12 protein-coding genes are annotated in these 14,518 nt (G+C 66.9%); 4 read left to right on the top strand and 8 right to left on the bottom strand.

Annotated features, from left to right (window positions below):
• Positions 1-173: 173 nt before the first annotated feature.
• The gene (gene dnaB / locus Aph01nite_RS39310; RefSeq protein WP_204046175.1) at positions 174-3,905 is read right to left on the bottom strand and encodes a replicative DNA helicase; all 3,732 of its coding nucleotides are present in this window, start codon (positions 3,903-3,905) and stop codon (positions 174-176) included.
• Positions 3,906-4,339: 434 nt separating this feature from the next.
• Here dnaB and Aph01nite_RS39315 point away from each other — a divergent pair, with 434 nt between their 5' ends.
• Together Aph01nite_RS39315 and Aph01nite_RS39320 are read left to right on the top strand one after the other, a co-directional pair.
• On the top strand, positions 4,340-5,647 hold the full coding sequence (locus Aph01nite_RS39315; protein ID WP_204046176.1) for an MATE family efflux transporter: 1,308 nt from the start codon (positions 4,340-4,342) through the stop codon (positions 5,645-5,647).
• A 301-nt stretch (positions 5,648-5,948) separates the two neighbouring features.
• A complete protein-coding gene (locus tag Aph01nite_RS39320; protein ID WP_204046177.1) occupies positions 5,949-7,406 on the top strand; it encodes an amino acid permease in 1,458 nt (485 codons plus the stop codon).
• A 70-nt stretch (positions 7,407-7,476) separates the two neighbouring features.
• Here Aph01nite_RS39320 and rplI read toward each other — a convergent pair whose 3' ends face one another.
• The 4 genes from rplI to rpsF all read right to left on the bottom strand — a co-directional run bounded on the left by rplI (position 7,477) and on the right by rpsF (position 9,268).
• Positions 7,477-7,923 carry a 50S ribosomal protein L9 gene (rplI, locus tag Aph01nite_RS39325; protein WP_204046178.1) on the bottom strand — a complete coding sequence of 149 codons (447 nt, stop codon included), beginning with the start codon at positions 7,921-7,923 and terminating at the stop codon, positions 7,477-7,479.
• Positions 7,924-7,940: 17 nt separating this feature from the next.
• Positions 7,941-8,177 carry a 30S ribosomal protein S18 gene (rpsR, locus tag Aph01nite_RS39330; protein WP_061256131.1) on the bottom strand — a complete coding sequence of 79 codons (237 nt, stop codon included), beginning with the start codon at positions 8,175-8,177 and terminating at the stop codon, positions 7,941-7,943.
• A gap of 69 nt (positions 8,178-8,246) precedes the next feature.
• On the bottom strand, positions 8,247-8,822 hold the full coding sequence (locus tag Aph01nite_RS39335; protein ID WP_204046179.1) for a single-stranded DNA-binding protein: 576 nt from the start codon (positions 8,820-8,822) through the stop codon (positions 8,247-8,249).
• Between the two features lie 155 nt (positions 8,823-8,977).
• Complete coding sequence (gene rpsF / locus Aph01nite_RS39340) at positions 8,978-9,268, bottom strand: 30S ribosomal protein S6 (RefSeq protein ID WP_204046180.1); 291 nt, start codon at positions 9,266-9,268, stop codon at positions 8,978-8,980.
• Positions 9,269-9,446: 178 nt separating this feature from the next.
• On the opposite strand from rpsF, the gene Aph01nite_RS39345 reads away from it, so the two are divergent.
• Positions 9,447-9,755, top strand: coding sequence for a hypothetical protein (locus Aph01nite_RS39345; RefSeq protein WP_239162321.1), 309 nt, complete (start codon positions 9,447-9,449; stop codon positions 9,753-9,755).
• Positions 9,756-9,849: 94 nt separating this feature from the next.
• Here Aph01nite_RS39345 and Aph01nite_RS39350 read toward each other — a convergent pair whose 3' ends face one another.
• Positions 9,850-10,026, bottom strand: a complete 177-nt coding sequence (locus Aph01nite_RS39350; RefSeq protein WP_204046181.1) for a hypothetical protein — start codon at positions 10,024-10,026, stop codon at positions 9,850-9,852.
• A 191-nt stretch (positions 10,027-10,217) separates the two neighbouring features.
• On the opposite strand from Aph01nite_RS39350, the gene Aph01nite_RS39355 reads away from it, so the two are divergent.
• Complete coding sequence (locus Aph01nite_RS39355) at positions 10,218-10,988, top strand: deoxyribonuclease IV (RefSeq protein ID WP_204046182.1); 771 nt, start codon at positions 10,218-10,220, stop codon at positions 10,986-10,988.
• A gap of 756 nt (positions 10,989-11,744) precedes the next feature.
• Here Aph01nite_RS39355 and Aph01nite_RS39360 read toward each other — a convergent pair.
• Entirely contained in the window at positions 11,745-12,932 is a 1,188-nt protein-coding gene (locus tag Aph01nite_RS39360; protein WP_204046183.1) for a glycosyltransferase family 87 protein, read from the bottom strand.
• A gap of 37 nt (positions 12,933-12,969) precedes the next feature.
• Entirely contained in the window at positions 12,970-14,259 is a 1,290-nt protein-coding gene (locus Aph01nite_RS39365; RefSeq protein ID WP_239162322.1) for a glycosyltransferase family 87 protein, read from the bottom strand.
• Positions 14,260-14,518 lie beyond the last annotated feature (259 nt).

Below are 14,518 nucleotides of genomic sequence, written 5' to 3' on the forward strand. Positions count from 1 at the left end.
AGCGAACCGCGCGGAACAGGACGGATCCGCGCTTCTGCACGAGCAGGCCAAAGACCGCCCACAGCGAATCCACCATCCCGTGCTGACCGGCGTGTTGCGGGTCCGGCGGCTGTGAGAGCCATCGATCGCCCGACGTTCATGTGAATTCGCGCTACTGAGGCCCTACGCGCGGGTCAGTGTTGGGCCATGTCGACGAAGCGGCTGTAGTGGCCCTGGAAGGCGACGGTGACGGTGGCGGTGGGGCCGTTTCGGTGTTTGGCGACGATCAGGTCGGCTTCTCCGGCGCGGGGGGATTCGCGTTCGTAGGCGTCTTCGCGGTGCAGCAGGATGACCATGTCCGCGTCCTGCTCGATGCTGTTGTGGACGGATACGCCGTTGGCGACGAAATTGTGGGTGCCGAGGACCGTGGCGTCGTACACAGGCTGATCGCCAAGGAACTCGACCGACTCGATCTCATCCCAGAACACGTCGTTGGTCGCCGTGATCTCCATATCCTCACGATCGAGAATCGCGACCATCTGCCCAAGCGCACTAGTTCCCCGCCGATCAGCGCTTCCCTGCCGATCAGTGCTTTCTCTCCGGTCGGCACTTCCTCGCCGATCACTCGAAGAACCCTCGATCGGCTGGACGAGAACGTCCCGCACCTGATCCCACATCTGCTGCGGCAGGCTCGCCGGATCGGTCGTCCCGACCCTCAGCCGAAGCTCTCGCACGCACGCCTCAACCGCCGGACCCGACACCCCGACATCCTCAAGAAACCGAAGCTGGTTCTCCGCCCCATAAATCGTCAGACGGTACGCAGACCCCACAGCCCCGATCTGCGTCATCACATTGAAGCGCAGCAATAACCTCGCGAGATCATCCACAAGCCGCCGACTCCGCGCCTCAAAACAGATCCACGCCTCACCAGCAAGCGCGCCCGCCTCCTGCGGGTGACCGACACCACTGCGCTGCTCCCGCGGATCGGCAACAGCCTGCGCCTCCGGAGGGCCGCCGACGACAGTACCGACATCCTGCGAACGACCAGTGCGAGCCCGCGCCCGCGCCTTGTCGACGATTGCGCGCGCTTCCTGCGGGTGACCGACACCACTGCGCTGCTCCCGCAGAGCGGCAACAGCCTGCGCCTCCGGGGGACCGCCGACGACAGTACCGGCATCCTGCGGACGACCGGCGACAGCCTGCGCTTGCGTGGTGCCGACGGTCGGGGGCGCTGCTTGTGGGCTACCGGCGAGACCCCGCGCTTGCGCGTAGTCGACTATCGCGGGCGCCTCTTGTGGATGGCCGAGGGCGGGCTGCCACCGGATCTCGCCACGCTTCGTCCACAGGCGGCGAAGGAGTGCCGCCAGCTCTGACTTCGGGAGGGCGAACACGGCGTCAGGCAGGCACTTGGCGTCGGGCACGCCTGTGAGATCGAGTCTCGGGGACGGGACGGCGGCCGTGAGGGGTGGGGGGACGTGGCGGGGGACGGCTACGCGGGTGCCTGGGGGGAGGGAGCCGATGGCGTGCCAGCCGTCGTACGTGAGGAAGGGGTGGTTGGCGGTGGCCTCCAGTTCGCGGCCGGAGCGGAGGCGGACGTTGTAGACGGGCTTGGTGCCGCTCGGGAAGACGTGGGTCAACGTGCGGGGGACCAGTTTGAGGCGGTCGTCGAGGGACCAGACGGGGATGTCGCGGGCGTTGCCGGCGAGGAGTTCGCCCAGGGTGGTCTCGGCGCCGGTGTCGGCGCGGAGGATGCGGGTGCCGGCGGTGAGGCAGCCGGACTCGCGGAGGTCGGAGACGGCGGGGCGTTTGTCGGTGCGCTGTTCCGGGCCTCGGTTGAGCTGCGAGATCGCGATGACGGGGACCTCGAGCTCCTTGGCGAGCAGCTTGAGCGCACGGGAGAGCTCGGAGACCTCCTGCTGGCGGCTCTCGGTCTTCTTGGGGGAGCTCATCAGCTGGAGGTAGTCGACGATGACGAACTTCAGGTCGTGACGCTGCTTGAGGCGGCGGCACTTGGCCCGGATCTCCATCATCGACATGTTGGGGGAGTCGTCGATGAACAACGGCGCTTCGGCGACCTCGCCCATGCGCCGCGCCATCCGCGTCCAGTCGTCGTCGTTCATCATGCCGGAACGCATCGTGTGCAGCGCCACCCGCGCCTCCGCGGACAGCAGTCGCATCGTGATCTCATTTCGCGACATTTCCAGCGAGAAGATCACCGTGGTCAGACCATGCTTGATCGCGGCCGACCGCGCGAAGTCCAGCCCAAGGGTCGAATTGTGCGTCGGAATCCACGACCTGCCCGCAAGGTACAGGTGATCCGCGTTGTCGACCTCCACACAACGAACCGGCCGGCTCTCCACACGCCGGACATCAGTGATGTAACGCAGCCCGGTCCCCGAATGCTCGCGAACACTCTGCCGAGCCGCCTTACGAGAAAGCCGGAACACCTTGTCATCAGGCGCAAACGTGATCACATAACCCGGCGATCGGGAGACGGAATCCGTTAAGCCAGCGTCGTAACCGAGGCTGAGAACCAGCTCCCAAGCGTCCTCAGCGAGCCGCTCGCCGGTGACGGCAAGCCGGACAGTCCCATCGGCGCTGACGTCGCCACAAACGTCCAGCAGCCCCGCCAGCAGCGCCCGCCGCTGTTCCTCAGACGCTCGAAGGTAGTCCCCCGGAATGTGTTCCAGCACATCCTGACCGCGCAGAAGCACCTCTCCAGGATTCTCAGCCTCGATCTCCGCGATGATCTCTGTATCGGAGCCGGTCGGACCTGCACCAATCCCAAGCCCAACCCCAAGCGCATAGGGAGAAACGGGCAGATCCATCTGCGGGAAGACCGCTGCCTTGGCAACCGCGACAGCGTGGTTCGAACACCCGTCAGCCGTCTCACGACGCAGCGTCTCGGCAATCTGCTCCGTTGTCTTCACCGACGCGAACATCCCCTGGTTCGAAGACCCGTCGGCCGTTGCCCGCCGCAACGTCGCGGCGATCGGCTCGATCGCCCTTGCCGACGCGACCATCCCCTGGCCCGAATCGACTGTGAGCCACTGGTGCTGAGCATCGGCGACGATCACTGTCCCGTCGTTGAACTCGACCTCGTAGCAGGGACGCCCGTACATCACCTCGGTCGCCGCGACGACGCGCGTCGGCCTGCCGTCGGCGCCGATCAGCCGGTCGCCGACCGCGACCTCGCCCATCGTCGTCCAGCCACCGGGCGTGGGCAGCGGCGTATCGAGCGCGAGAGCCTTTCCGATGGCGGGCCGCGCCGCGACGACGATCATCTGCCCGGGGTGGAGGCCGTTGGTCAGCGCGTCCAGGTCCTGGAAGCCGGTCGGCACGCCGACCATCTGCCCGCCGCGGCTGCCGATGGCCTCGATCTCGTCCAGCGCGGCCGGCATGATCTCCGAAAGCGGCAGATAGTCCTCCGAGGTGCGCCGTTCGGTGACCTTGTAGATCTCCGCCTGCGCCCGGTCGACCAGGTCGTCGACTTCCTCGTTCTGCCCCCCGTACCCGTACGAGACGATTCGGGTGCCCGCCTCGATCAACCGCCGGAGCACGGCCTGCTCACGAACGATCTTGGCGTAGTAGCCCGCGTTGGCGGCCGTGGGCACGACGACGGTCAGCGTGTGCAGGTACGCCCCGCCGCCGACCTTCGCCACGTCGCCGCGGCGCTGAAGCTCGTCGAAGACGGTGACCGCGTCGGCCGGATCGCCCCGCCCGTAGAGATCCGTGATGATCTCGTAGACGATCTGGTGCGCGGGACGGTAGAAATCGTCGGAGCGCAGCACCTCGACCACGTCCGCGATCGCGTCCTTGGAGATGAGCATGCCGCCCAGGACCGACTGCTCGGCCTCGATGTTGTTCGGCGGAGTGCGCTCGAACGAGGGCTCGGACGGCCCACCGGAGAAGTCGACGACACTCATCGTTACCCGACACCCAATACGAACAGCGAACGCGAGGCCCGCCGAGGGAACGCCGCCAGGGAGGCGCGGTCTCGCGGCGCGCCGTCACGGTGCCCGGCTAGTCGATCAGTCATGCGTCCCCCTCCACTCCGGCCGCACCACCCCCAGTTGTAGAGGACCGGTCTGACAGTTTCCCGGGTTGTGCGGCAACCGGCAACGAAGCCTGTCGACAGACCTGTGGATAAGGTGTGCACTTCTGCCGCCAGGGTGTGGGAACCCTGGGGACGAGCCTGGGGATAACTTGTTCACAGGCTGTGGAAAACCGCTCTGACCTGCGGAAACGATATCCACCGGCTGTGGAGGAAAGAAAGTCTGGGGTCCCGATCACAGTCAGTCCGTTTTGTCCCCATTTAACACCGTACGGATGATCTTGGGGTAAGGAGCACAATAGCTCCATGCCGCTTACCCGAAGCCAAAGGCGGGCCACGGACCGGGAGATCCTCCGGCTCGCGGTGCCCGCCTTCGCGGCCCTGGTCGCCGAACCCCTCTTCCTGCTGACCGACTACGCGATCGTGGGCCGGCTGGGGACGAGCGCCCTGGGCGCGCTCAGCGTGGCGGGCACGATCCTGATCACCCTCGTGAACCTGTGCGTCTTCCTCGCGTACGGCACCACGGCCGCGGTGGCCCGGCAGGTCGGGGCGGGCAACCACCGCCAGGCCGTACAGCGCGGGATGGACGGGCTGTGGCTGGCGGCGGTGATCGGGGTGGCCGTGGTGGCCGTCTGCTGGCCGCTGGCGCCGGGTCTGGTTCACCTCATCGACGCGCCGCCCGAGGTGACGGCGGAGGCGATCACGTACCTGCGGATCAGCCTGGTCGGGACGCCGGCGATGCTGATCGTGCTGGCCGGGACCGGGGTGCTGCGCGGCTTACAGGACACGGTGACGCCGCTCGCGGTCTCGGTCGGCGGGTTCGCCCTCAACGCGGCGCTGAACGCCTGGTTCGTCCTGGGGCTCGGCTGGGGGCTCGCGGGCTCGGCCTGGGGCACGGTGGCCGCGCAGACGCTGGCGGCGGGTGCGTACCTGATCGTGGTGGTGCGCGGGGCGCGGCGGGTGCGAGCGTCGCTGCGGCCGGATCCGGCGGGCATCAGGGCGTCGGGCACGGCGGGCATCGCGCTGCTGATCCGGACGGTCTGCCTGCGGATCGTCCTGGTCACCGCCACGGTGATCGCGGCCAGGATGGGCGTCGCCGAGGTGGCCGCGCACGGCATCACCACGCAGATCTGGTCCCTGCTGGCCTTCGCCCTCGACGCGATCGCCATCGCGGGCCAGGCGCTCACCGGGAAGCTGCTCGGCGCGGGCGACGTGACGGGCGCCCGGCAGGTGACCGGGCGCATGCTGATCTGGGGTGTCGGCGGCGGCGTGCTGCTGGGCCTGGGCGTGATCGCCTGCCGGCCGCTCATCCCCGGCCTGTTCGACGCGGATCCGGCGGTGGCCGCGCAACTGATGGCGGTGCTGTGGACGGTCGCGCTGTTCCAGCCGGTCTCGGGCATGGTCTTCGTGCTGGACGGCGTGCTCATCGGCGCGGGCGACCAGCGCTATCTGGCCTGGGCCGGCGTGATCACCACCCTCGCCTACCTGCCGTTCGCCCTGCTGGCGGGCAGTCTGGTCGGGCTGTGGCTGGCGCTCGGCGTGTGGATGCTGGCCCGGCTGGCGACGCTCGGTCTGCGGGCCCGGGGAGACGGCTGGTTGGTGAGCGGAGCTTGAGACCGGAATTCGCACAAACGTCCGGCCGAAGGTGTGAATAAAACGGAATCCTGTTCTGTGAATCATGAACGTTTAGACTCCGCGGCCCCTAACCATAGCTGCTGAGTATGGCTGACCCAATCTTCCTACCTGCGCAAACAGTACAACTTCATAACATGTCCAATAAATGACGAGAGGGTAGTGATTTGGGCCCTTGTCGGCAGTAGTTAGATGAGGCACTGTTGCCTACGGTCATGCCTCTGAAGATTGGCCTGTCGTGACTTCAGTACGTCAGCCCACATCGACCTCCGTACTCCGCCGTATGCCCGCGGCGGAGGCCACCGTGCTGCGTACGAAGGGTCTGCGGGAGATCTACACCCGCAACGACCTGATCGTGCTCGGCCTGGGCGTCATGATCGGTGCGGGTATCTTCAGCGTCGCCGGACGGCAGGCCGCCACCATGGCCGGTCCGGGCGTCATTCTCTCCTTCATGATCGCCGGAATCACCAGTCTGCTGGCCGCGATCTGCTATGCCGAACTGTGCTCCACCATGCCGGTCTCCGGCAGCGCGTATACCTACACCTACGTCATCTTCGGCGAGGTGTGGGCCTGGATCATCGGCTGGTCGCTGATCCTGGAGATGGAGCTGGCCGCCGCCGTGGTGGCCCGGGTCTGGTCGCTGTACTTCACCCAGATGCTCACCGAGTTCGGCTTCACCGTGCCGGAACTGCTGAGCCGCCCGGTCGGCTTCGACCTGTTCACCCTGCTCATCCTGACCACGCTCACCGGGATCGTGGCGTTCAACGCCAAGGTCGGCCTGCGCGCGTTATGGGTCATGGTCTCGGCAAAACTGGTGGGCATCACGGCGGTCATCGTGATCGGCTCACTGCACTTCAACCCCGGCAACATCGCCGAGATCCCGGTCGACCCCCAGCCCCTGGTGACCGACGCGGACACGCTGCACTCCACGGTCTTCGGCCTGCTCATCGGCGAAGGCCACGCGTTCGGCTGGTTCGGCATCCTGGCGGCCACGCCGGCGATCGCCTTCGCCTACCTCGGGTTCGACATCGTGACCACGGCCGCCGAGGAGACCAAGGACGCGACCAGGACCGTTCCGCAGGGCATGATCCGGGCGCTGGCCACGGCGACCGTGATCTACATCGCGGTGGCCATCGTCATGATCGGCATGGTGACGTACTCCAAGATCTCGCTGGGCGCGCCGCTCGCGGACGCGTTCCGGCTGGTCGGCGAGACCGCCATGGTGCACGTGATCAACATCACCGCGGTGCTGGGACTCACCACCGTGGTGTTCGTGCTGCTGGTCGGGCAGACCCGGGTGGTGTTCGCGATGGCCCGCGACGGCCTGCTGCCCACCGGCCTGTCGCGGCTCAGCGGCTCGCACCGCACCCCGGCCAGGGCGACCCTGTTCATCGGCGTCATCGCGATCCTGCTGGCGGAGTTCGTCCCCGTCCTCACCCTGGAGCAGCTGGTCGTGATCGGGACGCTGTTCGCGTTCATGATCGTGTCAGCCGGTGTGATCGCCATGCGGAATCGCATGCCGGACCTGCAGCGCGGGTTCAGGGTCCCGATGTCCCCGCTGATCCCGGGCCTGTCCATCGTGGCGGCCCTGTGGCTGATGCTCAACCTGCAGGTCATCACGTGGCTCTACTTCCTCCTGTGGATGGCCGTCGGCGTGCTCGTCTACCAGTTGTACGGCCGAAGGCACAGCGCCCTGGCCCCCGCCATCGGCCGCCACCGCCGCCCGACGCCACCGCGATAGCGCCCCGGACACATAACCCCGGACACACCAATGGCCCCCCGTACGCACGAGGGGCCATTGACGTTGGAGATCAGTTGGCGAGGACCTCGATGTCGAGGGTCGCGGAGACCTCGGGGTGCAGCTTGACGCTGACCTTGTGCGAGCCGGTGCTCTTGATCGGGTTGCCGATCTCGATGCGGCGGCGGTCCAGCAGCGGGCCGCCGGCGGCCTTGACGGCGTCGGCGATGTCACCGGTGGTGACCGAGCCGAACAGCCGGCCCGAGTCGCCCGCCTTGGTCTTCAGCTTCACCTTGAGCGCGCCGAGCTGGCCGGCGACTTCCTTGGCGGTGCCGAGGTCACGGATCTCGCGGGCGTCGCGGGCCTTCTTGATGGAGGCGATCTGCGACTCGGCGCCACGCGTCCAGCGGATCGCGAAGCTGCGCGGGATCAGGTAGTTACGGCCGTAGCCGTCCTTGACCTCGACGACGTCACCCGGAGCGCCGAGACCGGAGACCTCAGTGGTGAGAATGAGCTTCATGGCTGAGTCCCCTTTCCTTAGCGCGCGGTGCTCGTGTACGGCAGCAGGGCCATCTCACGGGCGTTCTTGATAGCGGTCGCCACGTCGCGCTGGTGCTGGGTGCAGTTGCCCGTCACCCGGCGAGCACGGATCTTGCCGCGGTCGGAGATGAACTTCCGCAGCAGCGCCGTGTCCTTGTAGTCGACGTAGGAGATCTTGTCGTGGCAGAACAGGCAAACCTTCTTCTTGGGCTTGCGCAGTGCCGGCTTGGCCATCGTGGTGCTCCTTTCAGAGCCCCGCTCAACGCGGGAATGGTCGCTCGGTTATGGATGTGTGGGTGAAGGCTAGAAGGGCGGTTCGTCGCTGAAGTCGCCGCCGAAGCCACCGCCGCCTTGCTGGCCGCCGTAGCCGCCACCGCCGCCGCCTTGGTAACCTCCGCCGCCCTGCCCGCCGCCGCCACCGAAGCCGCCGCCGCTGGGCGGGGCCGGGGACGCGGACGCCCAGGGGTCGTTGGCCGGGCCGCCGCCGAAGCCGCCGCCCCCGCCACCCTGCCGGGCGGTCTTGTTCACCTTCGCGGTGGCGTTGCGCAGCGAGGGGCCGACCTCGTCGACCTCGACCTCGTAGACCGTGCGCTTCTCGCCTTCCTTGGTCTCATACGACCGTTGGCGCAGCCGTCCCTGCACGATGACCCGCATGCCACGCTGCAGGCTCTCGGCGACGTTCTCCGCCGCCTGCCGCCACACGTTGCAGGTCAGGAACAGACCTTCGCCGTCTTTCCACTCGTTGGTCGTCTTGTCGAGGAACCGCGGAGTGGACGCGATGCGGAACCGGGCCACGGCCTGCCCCGTCGGGGTGAAGCGCAGCTCCGGGTCGTCGACAAGGTTGCCGACGATCGTGATTGTTGTGTCGCCTGCTGCCATCGGTCGATTCGCCTTCCTATCCCGCCAGCCAAGCCGTTAGTCGCTCAGAGTACGGGCCCCGTACGACAAAAACGGGGGCTTCCCGTGGACTCGAAGCCCAGGGAATCACCGTGACTCCGGACGCCTGCCGACCGGCCGTCAGGGACCAATGTTCGTCAGTGGAGCTCGGGACGGAGAACCTTGGTGCGAAGGATGCCCTCGTTCAGGTTGAGCTGACGGTCCAGCTCCTTGATCGTGGCGGGCTCGGCGGTGAGGTCGACGACGGCGTAGATGCCCTCGGACTTCTTGTCGATGTCGTAGGACAGCCGGCGGCGGCCCCAGACGTCTACCTTCTCCACGGTGCCGCCGTCGTTGCGCACGACCGTCAGGAACTGGTCGAGCGAGGGCTGCACGGTGCGCTCATCGAGGGACGGGTCGAGGATGACCATCATCTCGTAACGACGCATGCGGAATCCAACCTCCTCTGGACTCTTGCGGTCACGACGCCTTGCCGTGACAGGAGGACGCTGCGGTTCGCGCGAGCGATCACCCGCGCTTACCAGACGCAGCCGAATAAGGCTACCAGGGCCGGGATTGTGCACCTGCCCTGCCGGGAATTCTTAGCGGGGAAAGGGGGTGGCAGGCATGCCGCACATGCTTGGTCCCGCAGAGAGCGAACCATTCCGTCTCACCCTCAACACCGACGGCAGGCCCCATACCCGGGAGAACATCCTCGCCGTCGGAACCTTCCTCGTCGGAGTCCTGGCGTTCATCCTGGGGTTCGTGGTCAGCGCCCACGTCGTCGCCACCGCGCTCGGCATCATCGGCTTCGCCGGGGGTCTGTTCGCCCAGTACGTGTCGGTCACCACTCCGCAGCGCAGCATCATCATCATGGGCATCGTGGCGTCCTTCGTGGGCGCCCTCTTGGGTATCGCCCACGGCGGCTTCTCCTAGCCTGCCGACCCCCTCACCCTGGATTTCGTCCGGAATCACTGATGGGCGGGTGCGCGTGGAGGTCCGCGCCGCCCGCCCATCGGCTTTCCGCTCGTCACTTCCCCAGATGAAGGTCGACTCCGAGGAGGACCAGGAACCACAGGAAGATGGAGAGCAGGGCTTCCGCGATGCTCCTCAGGATGCCGGGGGTGAGGTAGTCGTAGACCCAGGCGACGTAGATGCCGACCAGTATGTAGATCAGCAGGATGAAGCTCCCGATCCGATAGCGCATGTCATCTCCTTCTGTCGCGACACGCGGGTAGCAGGGCGTATCAGCCGCACCAGCGACTGCCCGGCGGGGGAACCTTGAAACGCTCTTGAAGGAGGCATATAGTTCCGCCCTTCACCGGGTCGGCGAAGGTCTTCCGGGTGGGCGTCCGGAAGGGCGTGAGAGTGTCGGAGGGCTCGGATACGCTCGGTTTCATGGTGCGTATCGGAGCTCACGTCGATCAGGATGATCCGCTGGCCCACGCCGCCGCGCGGGACGCCGATGTGGTGCAGTTCTTCCTCGGGGACCCGCAGGGCTGGAAGGGCCCGGTGATGCCGGCGAGCGCGGACGCGATCCGTGAGTCCGATGTGGACGTCTACATCCACGCGCCCTATCTGATCAACGTGGCCACGGCCAACAACCGGATCAGGATTCCCAGCCGGAAACTGCTGGAGGGTCAGCTGAAAGCCGCCGCCTCGCTGGGGGCCAAGGGGCTGATCGTGCACGGGGGGCATCTCAACAAGGACGACGACCCCCAGATCGGGTTCGGCAACTGGCGCAAGGTCTTCGAGCGCATGGACTGCCCGATCCCGGTGCTGATCGAGAACACCGCGGGCGGCGGCAACGCGATGACCCGGCGGCTGGACACCATCGCCCGCCTGTGGGACGCGGCCACCGCCGGCGCGCAGGACGCCTCCAAGATCGGCTTCTGCCTGGACACCTGTCACGCCCACGCCGGCGGCGAGGAACTCCTCGGCATCGTCGAACGCGTGCTGGCCATCACGGGCCGGATCGACCTGATCCACTGCAACGACTCCCGCGACGCCTTCGACTCGGGCGCCGACCGCCACACCAACCTGGGCACCGGCCAGATCGACCCCGAGCTGATCCTGGCGATCTGCCGCACGGCCAACGCGCCCATCGTGGTCGAAACCCCCTCCGAGGGCCAGGCCGACGACATCTCCTTCCTCCGCAAACACCTCTGACCCCCGCCTCGACCGACCGCCACCGCATCGAGCCGTGGCGGTCGTTCCCGTACGCCCAGGGCCGGGCTCCGGCGTTTTTGCGTTTGCAATTGCAGGCTGGCTTTGCTTATCGAATAGTCCCGCACATGGATGGGATCACAATCAATTCGGCCGCCCTCATCACCAGGCCGGAGCGCGCATTTTTTGTGATGGAATGTCACCTGCACGGGCTTTGCCGATGTGACAGCCGTCACATACCTAGCGCCCACTCGGGCGAAGCACCGACGACCTTGATCAGAATCTCGGCAGGTCAGCACGGCCACCGGAATGAGATCGGTTCTATGGGAAGCAATCATCCTGGTCTGGTAGCGAATTCATCACGGCCGGTCATAGGTTCCGAATCGCTTGCGCTTGTTCGGCAATGACGGTGAGATTGCTTTGACATCTCCGCATCCTCATGCCGGACATGAGGGACAAGCCCTTGTCCGGAACGTTTCCGGGGTCCGCGAAGTACTAAAAGCACCCTGAAGCACAAAGAGATGGCCCGAAGCAGCATCAAGGAGCGTCCGTGGTGGTTCGGAACCCTCGACGAGATCAACCGGAGGACCCTGGCGAACCGGCCGGGGATCCCCAGGAGTCCGATCACGCCGAGCCGGACAGTCCGGAGATCACGGAAGACTCGGAGCAGCCCCCGGATCCCCGGCCCACCACCTGGGTGGGTGAGGTGGTGCGGATGGTTTCCCACACCCTGTGGATAAAGTCTCTGGATTCGCTGGCTTAAATAGCGGGTACAGGTTTACGTCTGGCCCGTTGGGGCACGCTGCTCTGCCAGAGGCGTACGAACGAGACGATCGCGGCCGCGAGGAGCAGCAGGTTGCGGAGGACCAGCAGCAGGGTGCCGGGGAGTTCGCCGTCCCAGCTGTAGTCCTGCTCCACCCACGGATACATGATCCCGGTCAGCAGCATGGCCGCCAGGAGCAGCCAGGCCGCGGGGCGCTGACTGGAACCGTGGACCGCGAACGTGACGGCGGCGATGCCGATCAGCCAGATCAGGTACTGCGGGGAAAGTACGCGGCTGGTCAGCACCAGGAACAGCACGGTGGTGAAGGCGGCGTCGTAGTACGTGGTCTCGGTGGGGGTCGCGCGCAGCCACCAGACGAGCAGCAGCAGCAACGCCACGGGCGTCGCGATCACGCTGACCTGGGTGGCGGTCTCGATGCCGTCGCCGACGAGTTCCATCGCGCCGTGCTGGTAGCTGGTGAAACCGCCCCACCAGCCGAGCGCCCGGGCCAGGGCGAACGGCGTGCCGGCCAGCGACTCGACCTGGAGGCCGCGTTCCTGCTGGTTGGTGAGGAAGTCCAGGGCGTGCGGCATGACCAGGGCGGCCGCGCCGCAGGCCACGACGGTGGCGCCGAGTGCCGCGCCGGCGCCGGTGAGCAGCTCCCGCCAGCGGCGCAGGCCGACCAGCAGGGCCACCGGCCATACCTTGATCGACAGCCCGACCCCGATGAGGATGCCCCGCACGTACGCGTCGCGGGAGGCGGTGAGGGCGGCGACGGCGACCAGGGTGACCATCAGGTCGTAGCGCGAGATGAGGATGGGGCCGAGGAGGGCGGCGCCGATCGTCCAGGCCCAGACGGCGGCGGGGCCGGTGCCGTACCGGGTGGAGAAGCGGTGGATGAGGAGCAGGATGGCCAGGTCGCAGAGGAGCGCGATCACGTAGAACGAGATCTGGTAGCTCCAGGGGAGCAGGTGCGGGGCCAGCATCGGGACGGCCGCGAACGGCGGGTACTGCCATTTCTCGTCGCCCTCGGGGAACTGGCCGCCGAGGAGGACGGTCGACCAGTCGCCGTACAGGCGGACGTCGTTGGTGAAGGAGTCCGCGAGGCCGACGGGGATGACCTGGGTGGCGGCCAGGAACAGCACGGCACGGGTGATCACCCAGACCGGTAGTGCGTATCGCACGATTACCTGATCCTTCCGATCAAACTGGGTGAAAGATTCACTCCGCCATGGCCGGGCTACGGCGGAACAAGACGAACCGATCGGGCGCTCGATCGAAGACTCCGCCCGACTGGTCGTCGATGTCGTCCTTGCGCACGATGTCGCGCTCCGGTCGCAGGATGTCCCACACGACCAGGCCCATCAGGCCGAGCACGGCCAGCGCCCGCGCCCAGACCGCCAGGAAGTACGCGCCGTCGCCGATACCCTCGGCCGTGTGCGCCGGGTCCATGCCGACGAAGTAGAGCCAGATCGCGAAGAAGTACCAGACCTCGGTGATCTGCCAGACCGCGAGCGCGGGCCACTTCGGCCGGGCCAGTACGGCCAGCGGCACCAGCCAGAGCACGTACTGCGGCGACCACACCTTGTTGGTCACCATGAAGGCGGCCAGCGCCAGGAAGCAGATCTGTGCCAGGCGGGGACGGCGGGGGGCGGACACGGTCAGTACGGCGATGCCCAGGAGCAGCAGGGCGAGCGTGCCCATCGCCATCTCGTTGAGGCTGTCGGCGTCGGCCAGGAAGCCCCACTGGTACTTCTGGAAGAAGAACCAGAGGCCGCCCCAGTCCACGCCGCGTTCGCTGCTGAAGACGTAGAACTTGCTCCAGCCGGCGAAACTGATCAGCATGATCGGCACGTTGACCAGCAGCCATGTGAGTACGGCGGCGCCGAGGGTCTTGCCGTACGCGACCCACTTGCCGGTGCGGGCGGCGAGCAGGAAGAGCGCGCCGAGGAACATCAGGGGGTAGAACTTGGTGGCCACCGCGAGGGCGAGGAGCACGCCGGCCAGGTACTGGCGTTCGCGGGCCCAGGCCAGGAGGCCGCCGAGGGCGAGGGCGCCGGCGGCGAGGTCCCAGTTGATGTAGGCGCAGAGGATGACGCCGGGGCCGATCGCGTACCAGAGGGAGTCCCAGGGGCGGGTCGGGCCGGCCAGGGCGGCCATCAGCAGCACGCCGATGACCAGGCTGGCGCCCATCAGGATGACGGTGATGTCGTAGAACGTCACGCCGTCGCCGAAGGACAGCCGACGGGCGAACTCCATGATCGCGCCAATGCCGACGGGGTACTCGACGTCCGGATTGTCGATGTACGGGATGCGGGCGTCGGCCAGTCCCCGGGCGAACCAGAGCGGATAGATGTCGGTGTAACAGAAGTTGCTGTACTGCTCGACTCCCGTGTTCCAGGCGCCCCCGAACCGGCACGGTGACTTCCAGAAGTACGCGAGGAACGCGCCCAGCACCGCGAAGACGCCAAGCGGAACGTACGGCACGGCCCGGAACGCGACTGACGTCACCGGTCCGGGAGTACTGGAGGTCCGAGTCATGCCGGTATCGAACCACCCCCGCCCCCCGATTGGCGACCTCCCACCCAGGAGAAGGCCCCCCAGACTCCCCAATCCAACGCCAGGACCGGCGTCATCGTGCAACGCGCACGTCCACCCGCCACCCATTGTTTGCCGGTGGTTGTCCCACTCGTTGTTACGGGTAATTTCCCACCCACCCACCCTTTTGTTCCCCGGGCTTCGTCCGGCTCGTTCTCTGCCCCAGACTCCA

This window comes from Acrocarpospora phusangensis, from assembly GCF_016862995.1.
GTDB lineage: Bacteria > Actinomycetota > Actinomycetes > Streptosporangiales > Streptosporangiaceae > Acrocarpospora > Acrocarpospora phusangensis.